17 protein-coding genes are annotated in these 22383 nt (G+C 71.0%); 7 read left to right on the top strand and 10 right to left on the bottom strand.

Annotated elements, in window-relative coordinates; genetic code table 11:
- The first annotated feature begins 1 nt into the window (after position 1).
- Genes HNR67_RS37770 through HNR67_RS37760 form a run of 3 tightly spaced genes read left to right on the top strand, consistent with a single transcriptional unit; the run spans position 2 to position 3759 of the window.
- Positions 2–2203 (top strand): MMPL family transporter, encoded by a 2202-nt coding sequence (locus HNR67_RS37770; protein ID WP_185007945.1) that lies wholly within the window; start codon positions 2–4, stop codon positions 2201–2203.
- Complete coding sequence (locus HNR67_RS37765; protein ID WP_185007942.1) at positions 2112–2879, top strand: hypothetical protein; 768 nt, start codon at positions 2112–2114, stop codon at positions 2877–2879. Before HNR67_RS37770 ends, HNR67_RS37765 begins: the two co-directional genes overlap by 92 nt.
- Positions 2880–2904: 25 nt before the next feature.
- Positions 2905–3759, top strand: a complete 855-nt coding sequence (locus HNR67_RS37760) for a putative RNA methyltransferase (RefSeq protein WP_185007940.1) — start codon at positions 2905–2907, stop codon at positions 3757–3759.
- Here HNR67_RS37760 and HNR67_RS37755 read toward each other — a convergent pair.
- Complete coding sequence (locus HNR67_RS37755; RefSeq protein WP_185007939.1) at positions 3695–4765, bottom strand: rRNA adenine N(6)-methyltransferase family protein; 1071 nt, start codon at positions 4763–4765, stop codon at positions 3695–3697. The genes HNR67_RS37760 and HNR67_RS37755 overlap by 65 nt on opposite strands.
- Positions 4766–4774: 9 nt before the next feature.
- Complete coding sequence (locus HNR67_RS37750) at positions 4775–5890, bottom strand: carboxylate-amine ligase (RefSeq protein WP_185007937.1); 1116 nt, start codon at positions 5888–5890, stop codon at positions 4775–4777.
- A gap of 506 nt (positions 5891–6396) precedes the next feature.
- Between HNR67_RS37750 and HNR67_RS37745 the strand changes: the two genes are divergently transcribed.
- Entirely contained in the window at positions 6397–7023 is a 627-nt protein-coding gene (locus tag HNR67_RS37745; RefSeq protein WP_185007935.1) for a nucleoside/nucleotide kinase family protein, read from the top strand.
- A 1039-nt stretch (positions 7024–8062) separates the two neighbouring features.
- On the opposite strand, the gene HNR67_RS37740 is transcribed toward HNR67_RS37745, so the two are convergent.
- Entirely contained in the window at positions 8063–8584 is a 522-nt protein-coding gene (locus HNR67_RS37740) for a GNAT family N-acetyltransferase (protein WP_185007933.1), read from the bottom strand.
- A 39-nt stretch (positions 8585–8623) separates the two neighbouring features.
- Here HNR67_RS37740 and HNR67_RS37735 point away from each other — a divergent pair, with 39 nt between their 5' ends.
- Positions 8624–9181 (top strand): helix-turn-helix domain-containing protein, encoded by a 558-nt coding sequence (locus tag HNR67_RS37735; RefSeq protein ID WP_185007930.1) that lies wholly within the window; start codon positions 8624–8626, stop codon positions 9179–9181.
- 85 nt (positions 9182–9266) lie between these two features.
- Here the strand turns inward: HNR67_RS37735 and HNR67_RS37730 are convergent, their stop codons facing one another.
- The 3 genes from HNR67_RS37730 to HNR67_RS37720 form a co-directional block, all read right to left on the bottom strand.
- Positions 9267–10451: a glycine C-acetyltransferase gene (locus HNR67_RS37730; RefSeq protein ID WP_185007928.1), complete on the bottom strand. Its 1185-nt coding sequence runs from the start codon at positions 10449–10451 to the stop codon at positions 9267–9269.
- 32 nt (positions 10452–10483) lie between these two features.
- The gene (gene tdh / locus HNR67_RS37725) at positions 10484–11515 is read right to left on the bottom strand and encodes an L-threonine 3-dehydrogenase (RefSeq protein WP_185007926.1); all 1032 of its coding nucleotides are present in this window, start codon (positions 11513–11515) and stop codon (positions 10484–10486) included.
- 94 nt (positions 11516–11609) lie between these two features.
- The gene (locus tag HNR67_RS37720; RefSeq protein ID WP_185007924.1) at positions 11610–12263 is read right to left on the bottom strand and encodes a LuxR C-terminal-related transcriptional regulator; all 654 of its coding nucleotides are present in this window, start codon (positions 12261–12263) and stop codon (positions 11610–11612) included.
- A 189-nt stretch (positions 12264–12452) separates the two neighbouring features.
- Between HNR67_RS37720 and HNR67_RS37715 the strand changes: the two genes are divergently transcribed.
- Positions 12453–13049, top strand: coding sequence for a PadR family transcriptional regulator (locus HNR67_RS37715; RefSeq protein WP_185007922.1), 597 nt, complete (start codon positions 12453–12455; stop codon positions 13047–13049).
- 66 nt (positions 13050–13115) lie between these two features.
- Complete coding sequence (locus HNR67_RS46525) at positions 13116–15860, top strand: ABC transporter permease (protein WP_185007921.1); 2745 nt, start codon at positions 13116–13118, stop codon at positions 15858–15860.
- Between the two features lie 176 nt (positions 15861–16036).
- On the opposite strand, the gene HNR67_RS37705 is transcribed toward HNR67_RS46525, so the two are convergent.
- Genes HNR67_RS37705 through HNR67_RS37690 form a run of 4 tightly spaced genes read right to left on the bottom strand, consistent with a single transcriptional unit; the run spans position 16037 to position 22364 of the window.
- Positions 16037–16993: a threonine ammonia-lyase gene (locus tag HNR67_RS37705; protein ID WP_185007919.1), complete on the bottom strand. Its 957-nt coding sequence runs from the start codon at positions 16991–16993 to the stop codon at positions 16037–16039.
- Positions 16990–17625 carry a helix-turn-helix transcriptional regulator gene (locus HNR67_RS37700; RefSeq protein WP_185007917.1) on the bottom strand — a complete coding sequence of 212 codons (636 nt, stop codon included), beginning with the start codon at positions 17623–17625 and terminating at the stop codon, positions 16990–16992. Before HNR67_RS37700 ends, HNR67_RS37705 begins: the two co-directional genes overlap by 4 nt.
- Positions 17622–17972 (bottom strand): RidA family protein, encoded by a 351-nt coding sequence (locus tag HNR67_RS37695; RefSeq protein ID WP_185007916.1) that lies wholly within the window; start codon positions 17970–17972, stop codon positions 17622–17624. The genes HNR67_RS37700 and HNR67_RS37695 overlap by 4 nt, the downstream gene beginning before the upstream one ends.
- 54 nt (positions 17973–18026) lie before the next feature.
- Positions 18027–22364, bottom strand: coding sequence for a caspase, EACC1-associated type (locus HNR67_RS37690; RefSeq protein ID WP_221490184.1), 4338 nt, complete (start codon positions 22362–22364; stop codon positions 18027–18029).
- Positions 22365–22383: the final 19 nt, after the last annotated feature.

Below are 22383 nucleotides of genomic sequence, written 5' to 3'. Positions count from 1 at the left end.
GTTGGACCGCCTCACTGACGCCCTTTTCCGCAACAGCAGGCTCATCGTCGTGGCCTGGATCCTGTTGGCCATCACCGGCGGGGCCTTCGCCATCGGCCTGGAGGGCCGGGCCGTGCCCGGCGGGGAGGCGTCCTCGACCAGCCAGGCCGAGTCGGTGGCCCGCGAGCTGAGCCGCAACGGCGTGCCCGCGTTGTTCGTCGTGGTCACCGGCAAGGCGGCCACCGCGGAGGGCGCGGGGGAGCTGAAGACGGTCCGGGACAAGATCGCCGCCACCGAGGGCGTGCGCGAGGTCATGCCGCTGGCGTTGCCGCCTGCCAAACCGGGCACCGGGCCGCTGACCGTGTTCGGCGTGTCCAGCACCGGCGGCATCGACGGCTCCATCGGCGTGGCCAACAAACTCCTCGACATCGAGGGCCTGGCGCCGGGGGACAGCGAGGTCTTCCTCGGCGGCTACGGCGCGCACCGGGAGGAACTGGTCCAGCTCTCCCGCAGCGACCTGCTGCGCGCCGAACAGGTCGGCCTGCCCATCGTGCTGGTGGTGCTGCTGCTGACCTTCGGCACCCTGTGGGCCACCCTGGTGCCACTGGCCATCGGCGCCTCCGCGCTGCTCGGCGGCCTGGGCGCGGCGGGCGCGCTGGCCTTCGGCATCCCCTTCTCCGAGTACGTCACCAACTCGGCCACCATGGTCGGCCTGGCGCTGGCCATCGACTACGCCATGTTCCTGGTGCAACGCGTCCGCGAACTGCTGCTCGGCGGGTTGGAAGTGGATGACGCGGTCCGCACCGCCATGCGCACCACCGGCGTGGCCGTGGCCTGGTCCGGGCTCACCGTGATCGTGGCCGAGGCCGGCATGTTCATGGTCGACTCCAGGGCCATCCAGACCGCGGCGCTGGGCATGATGCTGGTGACCGCCATGGCCATCGTGGCCGCGCTGATCGGCGCGCCGATCGTGCTGCGCGCGCTGGGGCACCGGATCCTGCGCAAGAAGGAACGCGCCCGGCTGGCCGCCGGCGAGATCAGCACCGCGCACATGGACGGCGAGATGTCCGGCTTCTGGGGCCGCTGGGGCGTGCGGGTCACCAAGCGCCCGTTCATGTGGCTGGTCGCGGGTACCGCGGTGCTGGCCGCGCTCTGCCTGCCAGTGCTCGACCTGGTGCAGAAGGTCGACCTGCCCACCGCCAGCCAGATGCCGGAAGGCTCGCAGGTCCGCCAGTCCACCGAACTGGGCGCCAAGGCGTTCGGGCCCGGCGTGTTCGCCCCGGTGGAGATCGTGGTGCACGGCAGCTCCGGCGAGGTCCGCGGCAACGCCGAACGGATCGCGCGGACCCTGACCGGCAACCCGGACGTGCTGGCCGCCCGGCCGATCCCGCTGGAGAACACCGAGGCGTACCGGGTCAGCGTGGCCACCACGCACAGCCCGTCCGATGACCGCACGCACGAACTGGTGCGCGACCTGCGCTCGGGCAGCCTGCACGATTCGCTCTCCGGCATCCGGTACGAGGTCGGCGGCGAGACCGCGATGCGCATCGACGCCACCGACGCGCTCTTCGCCAGCCTGCCGCTGATGCTGCTGGTGCTGCTCGGATTGGTGCTGCTGCTGCTGATCGTGGCGATGCGCTCGATCGTGCTGCCGATCAAGGCCGTGCTGCTGGTGGTGATCTCCCTCGGCGCCAGCATCGGCGGGCTGCTGCTGTTGTCCACCACCGAGATCGGCGCCCGCATCATCGGCTGGTCCGATCCGGCCGATCTACACCCGATCGTGCCGATCACCATCGTGTCCGTGGTGATCGCGCTGTCCACCGACTACGAGGTCATCCTGATCTCCCGGATCGCCGAGCGGTACCGGGAGACCGGGGACAACACCGGCTCGATCATCGACGGCGTCGCCCGCACCGGCCGGGTGATCAGCAGCGCCGCCGCCATCATGATCGCCATCTTCTTCGGCTTCGCGCTCTCCGACGTGACCCCGCTCAAGCAGCTCGGCGTCGGCCTCGCCTTCGCGGTGCTGATCGACGCCACGGTGATCCGCGGGGTGCTGGTCCCGGCCAGCATGCAGCTCATGGGCCGCTGGAACTGGTGGTTCCCCGGAAAGCAGGAAAGGAATCCCGACAGTGCGCAACCCCTTGGCGACGATCGCCTGGGCGAGCCGGATCGTGCTCGCCAAACGGACGGTTCCCCGGCTGGAGCCACCCTTCGAGATTGATCTCGACGTCTACCACGGCAGCGACTACGAGAAGATCATCCCGGAGCTGGTGGACATGGAGCACCGGCTCAAGGGCAAGCCGGCCGACCGCCGTGGCATGCGCTGGATCCACCAGCCCGACGGCACCGTGCTCTTCCACGGCGAGCGGGTGATCGACGTGCCCTACGCCGACTTCATCACCAGGGTGCCGATCGGGCACGTCGGCCAGTTCTACCGGGACTCCCTCGGCATGACCACCCAGGTGGTGCAGCGGGACGAGCAGGACCGGTCGGTGCACCAGGGCGTGCGGATCATCGCGTTGCCGCAGCCCAACTACGCCGCGTTCATGGGCAAGGTGGAACTCGACGTCTACAAGCTGGAGAAGATCGACTACACCGAGGACGAGCAGCGGGTCTGGATGCTGACCGTGCACAGCCCCAACGGGTCCGCGGTCTGCGACGACGGCTACATGTCCTTCAAGCGCACCAACGACGGCCGCGGCACCGTGGTGTCCTTCATGTCCTGCCAGAACTTCCCGGTGCCGCCGCTGATGGCGCTGCTGCGGCTGGACCGGTGGGCCTGGTTCCGCACCCTGGCCACCGAGATGGCCTACCGGCGCTTCTGCGACGTGATGATGGACAACGTGCAGGACTGCTACAACGGGACCGACTTCCACGTGGGCCGCGCCCTGAGGTGAGCCGCCGCCGTTGTTAGGCTTGGCCGTGCTCGCTGACGTGCTCGGACTGCTGGCCTGCCCGCACTGCGGCCTCGGCCTGGACCTGGCCGGGCCCAGCGCGCGCTGCGCCACCGGACACACCTTCGACCTGGCAAAGCAGGGCTACCTCAGCCTGCTCGCCGGGGACGCGGGCGCGGGCACCGGGGACACCGCGGCCATGGTCGCCGCCCGCGCGGACTTCCTCGGCGCCGGCCACTACCGGCCGATCGGGGAGGCCATCGCCGAGGCACTGGGCGGGCCGGTCACCGGGCCGGTGGTGGATCTCGGCGCGGGCACCGGGCACTACCTGGCCCAGGTCCTGGACCGGTCACCGGCCGCGGTCGGACTGGCCCTGGACCTGTCCAAGTTCGCGCTGCGCCGGGCCGCGCGGGTGCACCCGAGAGCGGGTGCGGTGGTGTGCGACGCCTGGCGCGGGCTGCCGGTGCGCGACGGGGTGGCCGCGGTGCTGCTCAACGTCTTCGCCCCGCGCAACGGCCCGGAGATGGCCCGGATCCTGGCCCCCGGCGGCCGCCTGGTCGTGGTCACCCCGGAGACCGGCCACCTGGGCGCGCTGGTCGACGAGCTGGGGCTGCTGCGGGTGGACGCGGACAAGGGGCGCCGGGTGGACGAGCAACTCGGCACGTACTTCACCCAGGTGGGTGAGATCCGGCGGCGGTTCCGGCTGGGCCTGTCCCGGGCCGAGGTGGCCACCGTGGTCGGCATGGGCCCCAACGCCTGGCACACCGATCCGGCCGAACTCGCCGGCCGGATCGCCACGCTGCCGGAGCCCTACGCGGTCAACGCCCAGGTGCGCGTCGGGGTTTACCGCTCGGCCGCCCCTGCGCTGACCGGCCCTGGTTAGACCGGTCCTGGCCGGGGTTGCCCTGCCCGCCCTTGCCCTTGCCGTAGGCCGCCTTGCCCTGGCCGGTGTTGCCCTGGCCACGACCGGTGGTGTTGCCCTGGTGGTTCGCCCGGCCCTGGGCCGCCTTGCCCTGCGGCGCGCGCAGCCCGCGGTTGGGTGCTTCCTCCCGGCGGGAGCCGTCGGTGCGCAGGTTCTTCGGCAGCGGCGGCCAGGACAGCGACTTGTCCGCGGCCAGCTCGGTGGCGATGCCCAGCCACTGGCTCAGCTTGATGGTGCCCACCGGGGCCTGGGACTCGATGCCGATCTCGTGCAGCATCCGGTGCGCCCGGCCCCGGGTGATGAACGAGGTCAGCGCGGTGCGCGCGGGCACGTTCGGGCCGCCGTAGGCGGTGCTCAGCAGGGCCCAGATCACCCCCTGGAGGTGCTTGCTCTGGCCGGTCTTGCGCTTGAACACCAGGTGCGCGGCGTCGATCTTGGGCGCGGGGCGGAACGCGGTGGCCGGCACCCGGTGCTTGATCGAGATCTCGAACCGGGCCGCCCACCAGGCGGCCTCCAGGTCCCGCGGCCAGGCAGCGGTGAGCCGCTTGGCCATGCCCCACTCGACCAGCAGGTCGGCCTGGGTGAGTGAGCCGTTCGGGGTGTTGAGCAGGCGGCGCAGCAGCGCGGTGGTGATGGAGAACGGGATGTTGGACACCACCGCGAACTCCCGGTGCGGCAGCGGCACCGAGAGCAGGTCGTCGTGCACCACCCGCAGGTTCTCGTGCTCGCCGTAGCGCCGTTCCAGGTCGCCGACGAACTCCTCGTCGCGCTCGACGGCCAGCACCCTGGCGCGGGTGCGCACCAGTTCGGCGGTGATCGAGCCGGTGCCCGCGCCCAGGTCCATGACCAGGTCGTCCGGGCCCAGCTCGGCGTTGACCACCAGCTCGGAGATCACCTTCTGGGACCAGAGCAGGTGGACGCTGGAGTGGTTGGGCTGGTGGTTTCGGGGAGGACGACCTGGCTGCACCCTCCTACGCTAGCTGGGGGAGTCCAGTAATGACGAAACCGTGGTCTGCCGGGCGAGCAGGTCGACCACGTCCATCGGCTCGCCGCGGCGGGCCATCGCCTGCCGTTGCCGGTGCGCGCCGCCACCCACGGTGAACAGGTGTTCGGTCAGCTCCTCGACCAGTTCCAGCTCCCCGTTGTCGAGCAGGAACGGCCGCAGACGCTGCCGAGCGCGCCGCAGCACGACGCTGACCGGCAGCAGCGCCCCTGACTCCGGATCGGGGCAGTAGCCGCCCAGGCCGTCCCTGGCGGCCCGCCAGAGGGCGGCGCGCAGCACCTCGTGCGGGATGGGCTTGGCCGGGACCCCGGTGTCCAGGTCGTGGCTGGCGGCCTGGGCGAGTGCCCTGACCAGCACGCCCAGCAGCACGGCCTCCTCGACGGTGGCGGCCACGTCGCAGACCCGGAACTCCAGGGTCGGCTGGGCCTCGGAGAGCCGGATGTCCCAGTAGACCATCTTGCGGTCCAGCGCCGCGCCCACGTGCAGGAGAGCGCTCACGCTCGCCTCGTAGTGCGCGGGGGACTCGAAGAAGGGCGGCGGCCCTGCCGAGGGCCAGCGGGCCCAGGTGACGTGCCGCCAGCTGGCGTGCCCGCTGTCCTGGCCGCGGGAGAACGGGGAGTTGGCGCTGAGCGCGAGCAGCAGCGGCAGCCAGGGCCGCAGGTGGTTGCTGAGCTTGATGCCGAACTCGGCGTCCGGGATGGCCACGTGCACGTGGCAGCCGCAGAGGGTGTCGATCAGCCCGCCGAACCGGTCGGCGATGACCTGGTAGCGGTCCTTGCCTGCCAGTGGCGGTGGCCAGGGCTCGGCGAGCACCGCGGTCCCGGTGGCCAGCAGATGCAGGTTCCGCTCGCGGGCGCTGGCGGCCAGCCGGCCACGCAGCCGGGTGAGGTTCTCGCCGAGCTGTTCCGCGGTGGTGCAGACCGGCGAGGCGATCTCCACCTGGTAGCGGGTCAGTTCCTCCTGGAGTTCGTCGTCCGAGCCGCTGGCGTCGGCGCCGTGCCGGACCGCGGCGGCCTGGGCCGCCAGCCTGCCGGTGTCCGCGTCGACGAGGATGAACTCTTCTTCGACCCCGAAGGTCCACTCGCTCATGGATTCACCCTGCCCCAGCCGGGGCGGGCAAGGCTGCGCGCATCCGGGTGGCTGCGGGGAGCATCCCGGCGGGGCCGGGGAAGTAGGGGCGGTCGACGCGCTAGGTCGCCTCTCGGCGAAAGGCACGACATGGCTCCAGCCGAACGGTATTCCATGAAGGCGGAAAGTGAGCCCGGGGGACACGTAACACGCCGACCGCTACCTACAACTTATCGCACTTCTGGTTTGTTCCCCAAAACTTGACGAAGAGGGCCGTCGGCCGGCGAGGGGGGTGTTACCGACCGACGGCTGTGGACTGACGCGGGGATCTGTGCCGGGTAGGCGGAGGCGGTGGTCTGGGGGGTTCACCGCGTGCCACCCGGCCGGGACAGCGACTCTCGGGTAGGTCGTCGCCGGATCACACACGCGTCAGTCGATTCGTTCAACGGTCTACTACCTCCCGTTGTTCCGGAACCCGGAAGTGCAGTAGGTCACCCCCCTCGCCCGGGGTTGGCAGGATGGACCCCGTGCGCGTGCGACCCGTCTCCTTCAACGCCCTGGTGACCGAACTGGCAGCCCGCATCACCACCCACCCCGCCCACCCCTGGACCCGGGTCGCCATCGACGGCCCCGACGCCGCCAACCCCGCCCACCTGGCCGACGCCCTCGTCGAACCCCTGCGAGTGCACGGCCACCCGGTCCAACGAGTGAGCACAGCCGACTTCCTCCGCCCGGCCTCCCTCCGCCTGGAACAAGGCCACCAAGACCCAGACTCCTTCTACCTCAACTGGCTCGACACCAACGCCCTCCGCCGAGAAGTCCTGGACCCCCTGTCCCCCAACGGCACCGGCCAAGTCCTCCCCACCCTGTGGAACCCAAAAACCGACCGAGCCACCCGAGCCCAAAGAATCCCCCTACCCCCCAACGGAATCCTCCTCCTGGACGGCCCCCTCCTCCTAGGCCAAGCCCTCCCCCTGGACCTCACCATCCACCTGAGACTCTCCGAACCCGCCCTGGCCCGCCAAACCCCCGCCCCCGCCCACTGGACCCTCCCAGCCTTCAAGCGCTACACCGAAGAAGTAGACCCAGAATCCCTGGCAGACATAGTCATCCGCCTAGACAACCCCGCCCACCCAGCCCTGGTAGACCCCTAAACCCGAGTGTTGGCCGTTCTTGTACGGAGTGTTGGCCGTTGTGGGACACCGTGTTGGCCGTTCTTGTACGCCTTGGGCGATTGCGTGCGGGCGAAGCCCGGACAGGCGGCCGGGGTGGCTTTTCAAACACTCCCCGAGCGGTTCCCCCATCCCCGTCAGCCTGGAGAGGACACACCACATCCCGGGTGCGCAGACCGCAACCTGCTTGGCCCTAGCCACCCAACCGCACGGTCTGCGTGCCCGGGATGTGGTTTGGTATCGGAAGGCTGACGGGGATGGGGGAACCGTACGAGCACTGCTCTTTGCCCTTGTCTTTGACTTTCCCCCCCATCCTTTGATTTCTGCCCGTCCGGCGAGGACGATCTTGATCTTGACTGTCGTTCGGGTACCTCAGCAACAGAGGCCAACAGCGCAAAGATCAAGAGCGGAAAAGATGGCCTCGCCGGCCGGGCAGACCACCGGAGGGGGTGGGACAAGTCAAGAGCCGGGCAAGCAGGTTGCGGGGCGGGGTTTGGGTTGCCGACTCAAGACCCAGCGTGGCTCCGAGGGCTCGCGTGTTCTCCGCACGGCCTTCCGCAAGCCAACCACACCCCGAGGAGCGGCCCCAGTCACGTTGGGTTAGCCGGGCGGCGGATTGTGTTGCAGGGGCCACTCCTCGGGGCGCGGTCAGCAAGCTCCAGGCCGTACGGAGAACACGCGAGAACCCTCGTCGTGGGGTTTTCACCCCCACCCCCAACCCCCGCCCCGCCCCACAACGGCCAACGACCCGTACAACAACGGCCAACACTCCGTACGACAACGGCCAACACTCCGTACGACAACGGCCAACACGGCGTACAAGAACGGCCAACACGCGCGGAGGGTTGAAACCCTCGCGCCCCTCCCGGAGTGTTGGCCGTTGTCGTACGCCGTGTTGGCCGTTATGGGCAGGCGGCGGATCGGGGGCAGGCCCACCCGCCGTACAAGAACGGCCAACGACCCGTCCCGCAACGGCCAACACGCCGGCGAGGGGTGCAAGCCCTCCCCGCTGGCGAGTCGGTCAGCGGGGTTCCGCTGGGGCCCCGTCCTCCTCCGACAGCATCAACTGCGCCCACCGAACGTCATGCCACCCCCCGGCCTTCCACCCGATCCGCCGATAAGTCCCCACCACCTCAAACCCCAACGCCCGATGCAACCCCTCACTGGCCGCATTGGGCAACGTCATCCCCGCCGCCACAGTCCGATACCCCCGCCGCCCCAACCGCTCGAACAACCCCCCGTACAACGCCCGCCCGCCCCCACCCCGCCGACGCCCCAACTCCAGATAAACACTGACCTCGCAAGCCCACCGATAAGCAGCCCGAGCCTTGAACGGCCCCCCATAGGCGTAACCCACCACCCGGCCGTCCTCCTCCAACACCACCCACGCGTGCTCCCGCTGCGCCTCCGCGATCCGCGTGCCCATCTCCGCCACCCCGGGCGCCACCGTCTCGAAGGTGATCGTGGTGTCGGTGACGTACGGGGCGTAGATCGCCGCGCACGCCTCCGCGTCCTCTGCTACCGCGTCGCGCACTCCGTCCATGAAACTATAGTAGCCAAATATGCCTCTATAGTGGACAGCATGTCCGACCCGCTCTCCGTGTCCCTCGCCACCACGGTCCACGACGCCCGCACCGCCAGGGATATCACCATCAACGTCCTGGCCCAGCGGTCCGGCGTCTCCCGGGCGATGATCAGCAAGATCGAACGCGGCGAGGCACAGCCCACCGCGGTGCTACTCGGCCGCCTGGCCGCGGCGCTCGGCATGACGTTGTCCGAACTCATCGCCCGTGCCGAGGGCGAACGCCGCCTGGTCCGGGCCGCCGACCAGCCACAGTGGACAGACCCGGAAACCGGCTACCGCCGTCGCGCGGTCTCGCCCTCCGCCGGGGGACCCCTGGAACTCGTCGAGGTCGAACTGCCCGGCAACGCGATCGTCGAGTACCCCGCCGACACCTACACCCTGGTGCACCACCAGATCTGGGTCCTGGACGGCCGTCTGGACTTCCGCGAGGGCGGGGTCGTGCACGAACTGGCCAAGGGTGACTGCCTCCAGCTCGGCCCACCCCAGCCTTGCGCCTACCTCAACCCGACCAACAAACCCTGCCGCTACCTGGTAGCCCTCGCCCGCCGCCACTGAGAAAACCAACCCCGCAAACACAAACCCCCGCGTGTTGGCCGTTGTCGTACACCGGCCAACACGCGGGGGGAGTGGGAACTGGGGATCAGCCCTTGAGGGTTTCGCGGGCCTTTTCGAAGGCGTGGATGGCCTGCCAGACCTCATCCGTGCTGTGGGCGGCGGACATCTGGGTGCGGATGCGGGCCTTGCCGTGCGGCACCACCGGGTAGGAGAAGCCGATCACGTAGATGCCCTGTTCCAGCAACGCCTCCGCCATCCGGCCCGCCTCGGCCGCGTCGCCGATCATGACCGGCGCGATGGGGTGTTCGCCGGGCAGCACGGCGAAGCCGCGGGCGGTCATCTCGCGGCGGAACAGCTCGGTGTTCTGGCGCAGTTTCTCCAGCAGATCGCCCGACGTGCTGATCAGGTCCAGGGCCTTGATCGAGGCGGCGGTGACCGCGGGGGCCAGGGAGTTGGAGAACAGGTACGGCCGCGAGCGCTGGCGCAGCAGCTCGACGATCTCGGCCCGGCCGGAGACGTAGCCGCCGCTGGCCCCACCGAGGGCCTTGCCCAGCGTGCCGGTGAGCACGTCGATCTTGTCCTGTACGCCGAACAGCTCCGGGGTGCCCGCGCCGGTCGGGCCGGTGAAGCCGACCGCGTGCGAGTCGTCCACCATGACCAGCGCGTTGTGCTTCTCGGCCAGCGCGCAGATCTCGTCCAGCGGGGCCAGGTAGCCGTCCATGGAGAACACGCCGTCGGTGGCGATCAGCCGGTAGCGGGCGTCCTTGGCCTCGACCAGGCAGCGCTCCAGGTCACCCATGTCGCGGTTCTTGTACCGGAACCGCTTGGCCTTGGACAGCCGGATGCCGTCGATGATGCTGGCGTGGTTCAGCTCGTCGGAGATCACCGCGTCCTCGGCGCCGAGCAGGGTCTCGAACAGACCGCCGTTGGCGTCGAAACACGAGCTGTACAGGATGGTGTCCTCGGTGCCGAGGAAGCCCGACAGCCGCGACTCCAGGTCCTTGTGGATCTGCTGGGTGCCGCAGATGAACCGCACCGAGGCCATGCCGAAGCCCCACTCGTCCAGCGCGGCCTTGGCCGCGGCGACGACCTCGGGGTGATCGGCCAGGCCCAGGTAGTTGTTGGCGCAGAAGTTGAGCACCTTCGGTCCGCCGCCGACGCCGACCGCGGCGTTCTGCGGGGTGGTGATGACCCGCTCGGCCTTGTACAGGCCGGCGTCGCGGATCTCCTGGAGGCTGGCGCGCAGGTCCTCGCGCATGGTGCCGAACATCAGGTCCCTTTCGGTGCGAGTGGGGGCGAGACTCAGTTCGTGGTCCAGTCGAGGATGACCTTGCCGCAACGCCCCTCACGAGCGGTGCCGAAGGCCTCCTCGAAGTCCTCGTGGCCGAACCGGTGGGTGATCACCGGGCTGAGGTCGAGGCCGCCTTCCAGCAGCACCGACATCGAGTACCAGGTCTCGAACATCTCCCGGCCGTAGATGCCCTTGATGGTGAGCATGTTGAGCACCACGGTGGAGAAGTCCACCGGGATCTCCTTGCTGGGCAGGCCGAGCATGGCGATCCGGCCGCCGTGCGTCATGTTCGCGATCATCTCGCGCAACGCGGCAGGCTGCCCGGACATCTCCATCCCGACGTCGAAGCCCTCGCGCAGGCCGAGCTGCCGCTGGGCGTCGGCGATGGTGTGCTTGCTGACGTCCAGAGCCAGCGACACGCCGACCTTCTCGGCCAGCTCCAGCCGGTACGGGCTGACGTCGGTGATCACCACGTGCCGGGCGCCCGCGTGCTTGGCCACCGCCGCGGCCATCACGCCGATCGGGCCCGCGCCGGTGATCAGCACGTCCTCGTTCATGATCGGGAAGCTCAGCGCGGTGTGCACGGCGTTGCCGAACGGGTCGAAGATCGCGGCCACGTCCAGGTCCACCGGGTTGCGGTGCACCCAGGCGTTGGTCGCGGGCAGCGCGACGTACTCGGCGAAGGCCCCGTTGTGGTGCACGCCAAGGCCCTTGGTGCGGGCGCACAGGTGCCGCCGCCCGGCCAGGCAGTTGCGGCACTTGCCGCAGACCAGGTGGCCCTCGCCGCTGACCAGGTCGCCAACCGCGACCTCGCGCACGGCCGACCCGATCTCGACCACCTCGCCGACGAACTCGTGCCCGGTGACCAGGGGCACCGGCACGTTGCGCCGGGCCCAGTCGTCCCAGTCCTGGATGTGCAGGTCGGTGCCGCAGATGCCGGTGCGCAGCACCTTCACCAGCACGTCGTCGGCGCCCACGACGGGCATCGGGACGTCCTCCAGCCACAGGCCGGGCTCGTCCTTGGCCTTGATCAGGGCTTTCACCAGGCAACTCCAGAGAACTCAGGGACGCGCGAGATGCCTGGAAGTCTCGTGCGCGCGTGCGCATGCGTCCATCGACGATTACTGAACTGGGGATTCAGTCGGCCTGCACGAACGGGCCTGCCAGCAGCCCGGCCGCCACCGCCACCCGCACCGCCTCCACCCGCCCGTTCACCTTGAGCTTGGCGAAACTGCGCTGCAGGTGGGTCTTCACGGTGGCTTCGCTGACGAACAGGCCCTTGGCGATCTCGGCGGTGCGCCGCCCGGCGGCCACCAGCCGCAGCACCTCCAGCTCCCGCTCCGACAGTTTTGGCCTGCTGCCGTCCTGCTGAACCTCGGCCACCAGTTGGCACAGCAGGTCTGGTGACACGGTGGCCACCCCGGCCCGCGCCCGGCGCACCGCGGCCACCAGCTCGGCCCGGCTCGCCGATTTCAGCAGAAAACCGCGCGCGCCCGCGCGCAATGCGGCCAGCACCCGGCGGCCTTCCTCGGTGAACACCAGCACCTCGGTCTCCGGGTGATATTCCCGAAGATGCCGGATCAGGCCGAGGCCGTCTTCCAGGCAGGTCGCCAGCTCCAGAAGTACGACATCCGGAGGACACTGGCTGAACTGGGGATACGCGGTACGCCATGACGTCGCGCCACCCTGCAGCACCAGGTCCTCGACCGGCGTGAACACGGCCTGCAAACCGGCGGCGACAATCGGTTGGGGATCGATGACGAATACCCGGACAACGGCTGGGCTGGCCATGGAAACCTCGGGAATTCAGGCGGTGGCACCGGGGTCGCCGAACGTTAACATACGCAATATATTGACCGGTCGGACGCTTTTGAATCTTCAATTCGACCTGGGTGTGCCGGTGCCTGCCGGGTCAACTGGTCCAAACCAGATTTCCACAGAGGGGCGACAAGCGCGGGCGGAGATGGTACCTACGGGGTCATGTCAATCCGCCAGGCGCTGTTGGCCCTGTTACAGCAGGGACCCAAGTACGGCTTCCAGTTGCGCGCCGAGTTCGAGACGCGTACCGGATCCACCTGGCCGCTCAACATCGGGCAGGTCTACACGACCCTGGGGCGGCTCGAACGCGATGATCTGGTCGAACCGGCCGGACAGGACGCCGAGGGACACATCTATTACCGGCTGACCCACGGTGGCCGCGGCGAGGTGCAGCGCTGGCTGCAGAGCCCGGTCGACCGCGGCGCGCCCGCCCGCGACGAGCTGGCCATCAAGATCGCCCTGGCGGCCGCGCTGCCCGGGGTGGACGCCCGCGGCATCGTCCGGGTGCAGCGGCTGCACACCCTGCGGGTGCTGCAGAACTACACCCGGCTCAAGGCGCAGGCATCCGCGGATGAGGACCTGGCCTGGCTGCTGGTGCTGGACTCGCTGGTGTTCCAGGCCGAGGCCGAGGTGCGCTGGCTGGAGCAGTGCGAGCAGCGGCTGGCCCGGCGTGCCCAGGCCGTGGAGACCGCCGGTTCCTCGGCGGCCCCCGCACCCGCGCCCGCCGAGCAGGCAGAACCCGGGCGGGTAGGAGGATGACCTGAGCCGCCGCGACCGGAAGACTGCCGCTGAGGTTCGGTAACCCTTTGCTGAGGGGGCGGTCTGGTGCGGGGCGGCGTGTTCTCCCCGCCCGCGGTGCGGGCGGTGTGCCGCTTGGTGCTGCGCTGGATCAGCGCGACCAAGGGCGCCAGCCTGGCGCTGGCCGTGATGATCTCGGTGCCGGTGGCCGCGACCCTGCTCAGCGACGTGCTCTCGGACGCCCAGCGCGGCAACCCCCGGCGCACCATCGAGCAGAACATCGGCCAGGCCGCGGCCAGGGTCACCGACGCCGGCTTCGGCGATGTGCCGATCCTGCAGAACCTGGACGGCACCCAGGTGCGTCCCGCGCCACCGGCGGAGGGCACGCCCGAGCACCGGCACGCGGCCCGGCCCGAGCTGCCGCCGGGCGCGCTGGTGCTGACCATGACCCGCTCGCTGCTGACCACCCAGACTGGCTCCACCCGGCTGAGCACCCAGTTCCAAGAACTGGACTACCCGCACCCACTGGCCCGCGGCATCACCGAGCAGCTGCGCGGCCGGGCGCCCAAGGGCCCGGACGAGGTGGCCGCCTCGCCGGAGTTCCTGCGCCGGGCCGGGATCGACCTCGGCGCCACCGTGGCGGTGCCCGCGGCCGGGCGGTCCTTCCTCATCGTCGGCGAGGCCCAGCCCACCCGTGACCACGGTGAGCTGGTGCTCTTCGCCCAGCCCGGCGCGCTCTACGAGCAGCTGCTGCGGGCCGCGCCCGCCGACGCGCCCCGGCTGGGCGGCCGGATGTGGCTGGTGGACAAGGACATCGACTGGGCGGGCGTGCTCGCCGCCAACGAACACGGGCTCGCGGTGTACTCCCGCGGCGCGGTGCTGGCGCCCCCACCGCCGGAGAAGATCCCGCTGCCCGGCGACCCGCCCGGCGCGTACCGCAGCTTCCACGACCTGCTCATCGACGACCTGACCGGCGGGCACGACCGCAGCCAGTCCACCGGCGAGCGGCTGGGCATGCTGCTGGCCGGGATCGCCGTGGTGCAGGTGATCCTGCTGGGCGGCGCGATGTTCGCCGTCGGCATCCGGCTGGGCCGCCGCCAGCTCGGCGCGCTGGCCGCCAACGGGGCCAGCGGCGGCCAGCTGGTGCTGTTGCTGATGGTCTGGGGATTGCTGCTGGGCCTGGGCGGCGCGGTGCTGGGCTGCCTGGCCGGCACCGGGGCGGCGGCGGTGCTGATCGAGGTGTTCCTGCGTTTCGACCTGCCGCAGATCTGGCGGTTCCAGGTCGGCTTCGACGATCTGCTGATGCCGGTCGCGCTGGGCCTGTTCACCGGGGTGGCCGCGGCCGTGGTGCCCGCGGTCCGGGCCGGGCGGACCAGGGCCGGACAGCTGCTGGCCGAGCGGCGCAGCGACCGGCGGCCCTCCAGGGTCACCCCGGTGCTGGGCGGCGCGCTGGTGCTCAGCGGGCTGATGGTGGCCGCGGCGGCGGCGTTCTTCCTGGACTGGCGTGGACTGGTGCCGGTGGCCACGGTGCTGATCAGCGTCGGCCTGTTCTGCTGCTTCCCGGCCCTGGTCGGCCGGATCGCCTCGCTGGCGCCCGCGCTGCCGGTGAGCGTGCGGATCGCGCTGCGCGAACTCGGCCGTCACCGCGCCCGCAGCGCGCCGGCGATCGCCGCGGTGATGGTGGTGGTGATCGGCACCATCGCGCTGGACACCCTGGACGCCACCCGCAACGCCTACACCTCCGGCCGCTACTGGCCGACCCTGCCGGACCGGCACGCCGCGGTCCTCATCGCCGACGCGGCCACCCGGCCCGCCGGCCTGGACGTGTTGCGGGACAGCCTGGGCGAGGCCCTGCCGGTCCGCTCCTTCGCCGAGGTCACCGCGTTGCCCGGGGCCTGGGACACCTGCGGGGCCGGTGGCTGCCCGCGCACGGTGGAGGTGGCCATGGCCCCCTCGGCGGGCTGCGGCCCCGACTGGACGACCAGGGAGCAGTGGCTGCCGCCGGGCGGCCCGGACTGCGTGCACCACCGGCGGCTGCTGGGCGCGGTGGTGGTCGGCGACGCGGAACTGCTGCGCCGGGTCAGCGGGATCGACGACCCGGCCGCGGCGGCCGCGCTGGCGCGGGGCGAGGCGGTGGTGCTGGACTCCCGGTACGTGCAGGACGGCCGCACCCGGTTCGTGGTGAACACCCCGCAGGGCAGTCACGAACTGGCGCTGCCCGCCATGGCCGTGGACAGCGAGGTCGGGTCGGCGCTGGTGGTGCTGCCACCGCGGACCGCGGAGCGGCTGGGCGTGCCGGTGTCGTTGCGCGCGCTGGACATCGAGCTGGACCGGCGGCTGAGCGGGTTCGAGCAGGACCGGGTCGGCGAGATGGTCAGCGCCGCCGGGCTGAGCGGCTACGTCGAACGCGGCGACACCCGCGAGGCCGCGCTGTTCGCCCTGCTGCTGCTGGCCTGCACCGCGTTGCTGAGCACCACCGCCGCGGTCACCGCCACCGTGCTCTCGCTGATCGACACCCAGCGGCACTCGGTCATGCTGGCCACCGTCGGCGCCACCGTGCGTACCCGCCGCGCCCTGGCCGTGGCCCAGTCCCTGATCATCTCCGGCCTGGGCAGCGTGCTGGGCGTGCTGGTCGGCATCCTGCCCGCCGCGATGATCTCCGCCCAGGGCGCCCGCCGGATGTGGCGCGAGGGCCCCGTGGCCCTGCCCTACGAGCTGGTCCTGCCCTGGCCGGTGATCGGCTTCGTACTGGTGGTGGTGCCCGCCATCGCCGCCCTGGTCGCCCTCGCCTGCGTACGCGGCCGCGTCCGCATCGCCCGCCGCCACACCTAGCCAAGCACCCACCGTGTTGGCCGTTCTCGTACGGTGTGTTGGCCGAACTGGACGGTGTGTTGGCCGTTATGGACGGTGTGTTGGCCGGAGGGTGTACCAGTTCGGCCAAGACTGTGTACGAGAACGGCCAACACTGCGTACGAGAACGGCCAACACGGCGGTGGGGTGTGGATTGGTTAGAGCAGGGTGGCGAAGCGTTCTGGGGCGATGTTGCCGCCGGACAGGATCGCGCCTACCCGTCGTGCCCCGGCCAGTTTTCCGGTGAGCAGTGCCGCGATCGGGGTTGCGCCGCTTGGCTCCAGGACGATCTTCAGGCGCTCGAACGCGAATCGCATCGCCGCCCGGATCTCGTCATCGCTGACCAGCACCACCTCGTCCACCAGGTGCCGGTTGATGGAGAAGGTCAGCTCACCGGGGATCTCCGCCGCCTGCCCGTCCGCGATGGTGCGCGGCACCGGGATCCGCACCCGTTCCCCGGCCAGCAGGGACCGCCGGGTGTCGTCCCCGGCCTCGGGTTCCACGCCCACCACCCGGATCCCCGGCGAGATCCCCTTGGCCGCGGTGGCGCTGCCCGCGATCAACCCGCCGCCGCCGATCGGGGTGAGCACGGTGTCCAGCTCGGCCACCTCATCCAGGAGTTCCAGCGCGGCCGTGCCCTGCCCGGCGATCACGTGCGGGTGCTCGTACGGTGGGATCAACGCCAGGCCACGATCCGCGGCCAGCTTGTTCCCGATGGCCACCCGGTCCCCGGTGAACCGGTCGTAGGTCACCAGCTCCGCGCCGTAACCCGCGGTGGCGTCCTTTTTGGACTGTGGCGTGTCCTCAGGCACCAGGATCACCGCGGTGCTGCCGAACTCCCGCGCGGCCAGCGCGACCGCCTGGGCGTGGTTGCCCGAGGAGTAGGCCGCGATCCCCTTGCGCAGCTGGGCTTCGGACAACCGTGAGACCGCGTTGTAGGCGCCGCGGAACTTGAACGCCCCGATCCGCTGGAAGTTCTCACACTTCAGGTGCACCTCGGCGCCGACAAGCTCGTCCAGCTGACGCGAGCGCAGCACCGGCGTCCGATGCGCCACTCCCGCCAGCCGCGCGGCCGCGTCCCGGACATCGGCGAGGGAAACCGGCAACGTGCTCATGCGTTCTCCTTGGTCTCGGCGAGATAGGCGTAGGCGGAGGCCCGGGAGATCCCCAGTCGGGCGGCGACCCGCGGCACGGCCCGCCGCACCGCGAACACCCCGCGCTGCTCCAGGTCCCGGAACAACGCGAGCCGTTCCTCCCGGCTCAACTCGTTCCAGGACCGCCCCTGGTCGAGCTGACGACTGTCCACAATGGAATCGATGACCAGGTCGATGTCGTCCCCGAACGTGGTGGTGGCCACCGGCGCGGCCACCCCGGCCAGTCCGCCCAGCAACTGCTGCACCTGGGTCAGCCCACTGAGATCCAGGTTCACGCACAGCGCGCCGAACACCAGATTCTCGCTGTCCCGCAACAACATCGTGGAGGACTTGACCATCTTCCCGGCCGCGGTCCTGGTGATGTAGTTGAGCTGGTCCTCGGCCGCCTCGCCCTGGGCGAGCAACCCCATCCCGATCTCACTCATCGCCCCGCCGACACTGCGCCCGGTGACACTGCCCGCGATGGCCACCACCGAGTTCTCCGGCCGCCGGAAGTCGTGCACCACCACCTCGCAGCACTCCCCGAAGGTCGCCACGATCCCGTCCACCACCGGTTCCAGCGCGGCCAGGATCGCGTCCCGCTCGCCGGTCATCCCCGGACCCTGGCCAGCGCGTCGATCTCCACGCAGGCGCCGTAGGGCAGCGAGGCCACCCCGACACAGGTCCGCGCCGGTCGCGGCTCGCCGAAGTACCCGGCGAAGGCGGCGTTGAGCCCGTCCCGGTCGGCGATGTCGGTCAGGTACGCGGTCACCTGGACGACGTCAGCCCGCGTCGCTCCCATCGAGGTCAGGGCCTCGTCCAGGTTCGCGAACGCCTGCGTGCACTCGGCGGTGAAGCCGCCGGGCACCAGGACGCCGGGCGCGCTGACGCCGAGCCTGCCGGACACGGCGACCAGGTCGCCGCTGCGGAAGGCGGTGGAGTAGGGGTGTTCGTCGCTCATGGACAAAATGTACAACGGTTGGACGGAGTGTCCACGGTGATGTGGGTGACAGTGTCAGCGGCAGGGGGGTTCGTAGCTGCGGCCGGGGAGGTAGCGGTCCCATTGCTGCTGGGTGATCGGGTCGCCGACGGAGTCGCAGAGGGTGCCGAGGATGTGCTCGGGGTCGGTGCTCCAGAAGTCGACTGAGTCGCCGGAGCGGGTGACTGCGAGGACCCGGCCGTCAGGGCTGAACGTGAGTGACTCGATTAGGACAATCTTCTTGCCCGGCAGGTAGAACTGGCGTTGCGGGAGGCTGGGGTTGGCCACGTTCCACACCTCAGGGCGGTACCCGGCACTCTCGCTGTCGCGGTGCCGGACGTAGAGCGCGAGCTGGGTTCCGTCCGGGCTGAACGCCAGCGATCCCCCGGCCGAGTTGATCGCGGTCACGCTGATCGGGTCGCCGACCGGCCGCCGGTTCTCCACCCGCCACAGGCGCAGATCGTTGTTGGCCGAGACCGCGAGCAGCTTGCCGTCGGGCCGCATCCCGAAGGTGGGAACCGACGCGTCCGAGGGCAAGGGGAGTCGCCACAGTTCGGTCGGCCGCGCCGGGTCGGTGAGGTCCCAGCCCAGCAACTGACGCGCCCCGTCGATCCGGACATCCGCGATCAGCGTTGTGCCGTCTGGGGAAAACCCCACATCGGTGGTCTCGAACGGCAGCGAGGTGAGCTGCCGTGGTCGCCGGGGATCGGCGATGTCGTACAGTCGGATCGCGGACGGCGCGCGTCTGGGGTACGGCCCGGTGCTGTGGTCGGACACGGCGAGAATTGGCTTGGCCGGGTGGAATTCCACCTCCGGCAGCTCGTTGGCGATTCCCTCGATCGTGCCCAGTACCGGCAGGCCGGGGGCCTTGGTGTCGCGCAGGCGGAGGACCATCCGCTGGTCATCGACCAGTTCTGCCGCGGCGATGACCGCGCCGTCCGGGCTGAGATCGGCCTCGATGGCGATGTTCCTTCTGGGCACGGGAATCGTGCCGACGATCTTCGGGTGGGCCAGGTCGGTGACCTCCCACAGGCCGATGGACACCGCGTCCTGCAACAGGACGAGTCGCCGTCGGCCGTCGGACCGGAACACAAGATCGCCCGCGGCCAGGTAGGACAACGGCAACGCCCCCAGCGCCCCTGGCTGGTCCGGATTGGACAGTCCCCAGGCGTAGACGCCGTTGGCGGTGGCCTGGAGCAATTGCTTGCCGCCCTGGGGATCGAACACGACCGGCCCTGGCCGCAGGAACACGTCCAACTCCTGCGAGGCGCCCGAGGCGATCGCCCCGGAGTTGTACTTCAGCAGGTGCCATTTGTTGTCGCACAGCATGACGAGATGCTTGTCCGACGGGCTGAACGCCACGGACCGAGGACCGTAGCCGCCGAGGCAGGAGTTCCTCGGACCGACGCTCGAATCCACTGGCCGGGGTGCGCGTGGATCGTCGAGCTGCCACAGGTGCGGGGCAGCCCGCAGATCGCCCGGAGTGGCCAGCAGACGCCCGGTCGGGTCGAAGGCAACGCGGTGCCAGGGTTGCGGTGACTTGCGGTCGGATTCGCTGATCTTCTTTCCAGCGAAGGAGAAAAGCTGCCCGCCCGAGGCGTCCCAGAGCTTGACCTGACCGTCGGCGCTCGCGCTGGCGAGCAGGCCCCGCTGGGCCGACACGGCCAGCGAGTCCACGAAACCGGTGTGCCCACGCAGTGATGGCAACGGTTTGGGGGCAGCCGGATCGCCGAGATCCCAGACCGCGATCTCGCCCGAGTTGGTGCCCGCGTACAGGATCTCGCGGTCCGTGCCCAGTGCGAGTGCGGTGACCGGGCCGGGGGCGGTGAGTTCCCGGGGCTGGTCCGGCTTGGCGCGGTCCCACAGTCGGATGGTCTGCGACTCGGCTTGTCCGGCCGCGGCGAGCACGGAGCCGTTGCGGTTGAGGGCGATCAGCCCGGTTCGCCGGTTGGACACTCGCATTGGGGCGTCCGCACCCCGGAGCAGGATCGCGTCGCTGGTGGCGATGGCCAGGACCCGGCCGTCCGCGCTGGGTACGACGTCGGTGGCGGGTTCGCCGTGGTTGAGCACGCCGGGGGTGTGCAGGCTGCTCAGCACCGCGCCGCGGCCGGCCTCCGCGTCGATCCGGTAGGCGAGCAGGCTCAGCTGTTTGGCCAGGCCGGGTTGCCGCTCGCGTTGCGCCTCCGCCTCGGTGGCGAGGTAGCGGGCCAGGTCGCGGTCCTGGGCCTGGGTGGCCTGGCGCTGGAACACGATCGCGCCGATCAGGCCGGTCGAGGCCAGCAGCACCAGCACCGCGAGGAAGGCCGTCACGCGCCGTCTGCGCCGGACGCCACGGCGTTCGTCGTCCCAGGAGGCGGTCATGAACTCGGCGAGCACGGGTTCCAGGTCGGCGGTGTCGGTGCGGGATTCGGCCGCCCGGCCGCGGAGGGCGGCCAGGCGGTTTCCCCGGTACAGCAAGGAAGGATCGCGGTCGGCGCGGTCCCAGGCGGTGGCGTCGGTGCTGAGTTGCTGGTGGGCGTGCAGCCAGTCGCGGTCGGTGTCCACCCACTCGCGCAGCCTCGGCCAGGCCCGCAGCAGCACCTCGTGGCTGAGCCGGGCGGTGTCGCGGTCCAGGGTGAGCAGGCGGGCCGCGGTGAGCCGGTTGATGGCCTGCTGGGCGGCGGCCGGGTCGGGCAGGCCGTGCACCAGGGCGGCGAACTCGACCGGGCGGGCGGTGTCCACCGAGTCGGGGCTGACCCGGACCAGGCGGGGGAGCAGTCGCCGGGCGGCCTCCCGGCCCGGCTCGTCGAGTTCGGTGTAGACCTGTTCGGCGGTGGTGGCGATGGCCTGGGCGATGCCGCCGGAGGCCCGGTAGCCGCGCACGGTCAGCCGGGAGCCGCTGCGTTGCCGCCAGGTCGCCCACAGCACGTGCGAGAGCAGCGGCAGCGCGCTGTCGGCGGTGCCGAGTTCGTGCAGGATCACGTCGGCGAGGCCGTCGTCCAGGGCCAGTCCGGCGGCGGTGGCGGGGGCTTCGATGGCTGCGCGCAGCTCCGCGGCGGTCATCGGTTCGATCAGGAGCTGGCGGTCGCGCAGGGCGGCGAGTAGTTCCGGGTGCGCGGCGGCCTGGCCGTAGAAGTCCGCCCGCAGCGCGAACACGACCACCCCGCGCGACGGCTCGGCTAGCACGTGGACGGCGTGCAGGAACGCGGTGCGTTCGGCCGGGTCGGGGCAGAGCGTGAACAGCTCCTCGAACTGGTCGATCAGCACCAGCAGCCGCGCGCCGGGCCGCTCGGCCAGCAGGCGGTCGGCCAGGTCGGCGGCCGCGGCGGGGTCCGCGTGCAGGTCGGCGGCCTCCGGTGCGGCGTCGAGCCGGGCGGCCAGCCTGTCGAGTGGGCTGGTGCCGGGGGTGAACCGGAGTACCGGCCAGCTCGCCGAACCGGGCAGGCCGGGCAGGCCGTCGCGGTGCAGTGCGGCCAGCAGTCCGGCGTTGAGCAGCGAGGTCTTGCCGGAGCCGGACGGTCCGACCAGCGCGACCAGTCCCGCCCGGCCCGGCTCGGCGACCGCGGCGAGCAGTCCGGCGATCATCCGGTCCCTGCCGTGGAACAGCCCGGCGTCCTCGACGCCGAAGGCACCCAGCCCCGGGTAGGGACAGCGCCCCGGATCAGGGGGCCGCACCGGGTCCGGCGACGGGGCGGGCGCGGCGGGGTTGGGCGCGAGGACCAGGCTGCCGGAGCGGTCGCCCGCCTGCCGCCGGGGGAGTGGGCGCTGCCGGTCCCGCATGGCCCGGAACACCGCGTCGTAGGCCGCGTCCAGGGTGAGCTGGTGCGGTCCGCGTGGGTCGCCGTGGGTGAGCAGGTCGAGGAAGGCCCCGGTGAAGGCGGTGTGCCGGGCCTCCGGCGGGGCGAGCGCGAGCTGTTCGGCCGAGCCGATGAGGTACATGCCGTGCGCCGGGGCCAGGGTGAACGCGGGCCCGGCTGCCCCCAGCGAGGCCCGTCCGGAGAAGCAGCAGTCCAGCACGACCACCACCGAGGCCGCCCGGCTGGCGCCAAGGGCCTGGCGCAACGTGCCGAAGGACAGCGCCTGGTGTTCGGCCAGCCCTGGCACCAGGCGGTCGGTGCCACCGGCCGCCAGGTACAGCTCGCCACCCGGCCCGAGCAGCCCGTGCCCGATGAACCAGACCAGCAGCACGGTCTCGGCCCGCTGCGCCGCCGCGGTCACGGCCAGCGCCATGGCCCGCGCGTCCGGCGGATCCAGCAGCACCCGCACCTGCTCCGCCTCCACCCCGCACCGCTCGACCAGCGCGGTGCGCAGGTCGGCGATGGTGGGTTCGACCGAGGGCACCGAGGTCAGCGTCGGCCCGGGATGGTTGCCGGTGCCGATCAACAGCACCCGCACGCCGGCACCGGCCAGCCCG

Source organism: Crossiella cryophila, from assembly GCF_014204915.1.
In the GTDB taxonomy this organism is placed as follows: domain Bacteria; phylum Actinomycetota; class Actinomycetes; order Mycobacteriales; family Pseudonocardiaceae; genus Crossiella; species Crossiella cryophila.
Note: the sequence above shows the minus strand (reverse complement) of the source record. Positions and strands in the feature narration are given on the sequence as shown.

What these genes read in the sequence shown, in the direction of transcription:
- HNR67_RS37735 (WP_185007930.1), top strand. Translation starts at nt 8,624, where the DNA reads ATGTCCGACCCGCTCTCCGTGTCCCTCGCCACCACGGTCCACGACGCC.
- HNR67_RS37705 (WP_185007919.1), bottom strand. Translation starts at nt 16,993, where the DNA reads ATGAGCACGTTGCCGGTTTCCCTCGCCGATGTCCGGGACGCGGCCGCG.
- HNR67_RS37750 (WP_185007937.1), bottom strand. Translation starts at nt 5,890, where the DNA reads ATGAGCGAGTGGACCTTCGGGGTCGAAGAAGAGTTCATCCTCGTCGAC.
- HNR67_RS37695 (WP_185007916.1), bottom strand. Translation starts at nt 17,972, where the DNA reads ATGAGCGACGAACACCCCTACTCCACCGCCTTCCGCAGCGGCGACCTG.
- HNR67_RS37740 (WP_185007933.1), bottom strand. Translation starts at nt 8,584, where the DNA reads ATGGACGGAGTGCGCGACGCGGTAGCAGAGGACGCGGAGGCGTGCGCG.
- HNR67_RS37720 (WP_185007924.1), bottom strand. Translation starts at nt 12,263, where the DNA reads ATGGCCAGCCCAGCCGTTGTCCGGGTATTCGTCATCGATCCCCAACCG.
- HNR67_RS37730 (WP_185007928.1), bottom strand. Translation starts at nt 10,451, where the DNA reads ATGTTCGGCACCATGCGCGAGGACCTGCGCGCCAGCCTCCAGGAGATC.
- HNR67_RS37700 (WP_185007917.1), bottom strand. Translation starts at nt 17,625, where the DNA reads ATGACCGGCGAGCGGGACGCGATCCTGGCCGCGCTGGAACCGGTGGTG.
- HNR67_RS37715 (WP_185007922.1), top strand. Translation starts at nt 12,453, where the DNA reads ATGTCAATCCGCCAGGCGCTGTTGGCCCTGTTACAGCAGGGACCCAAG.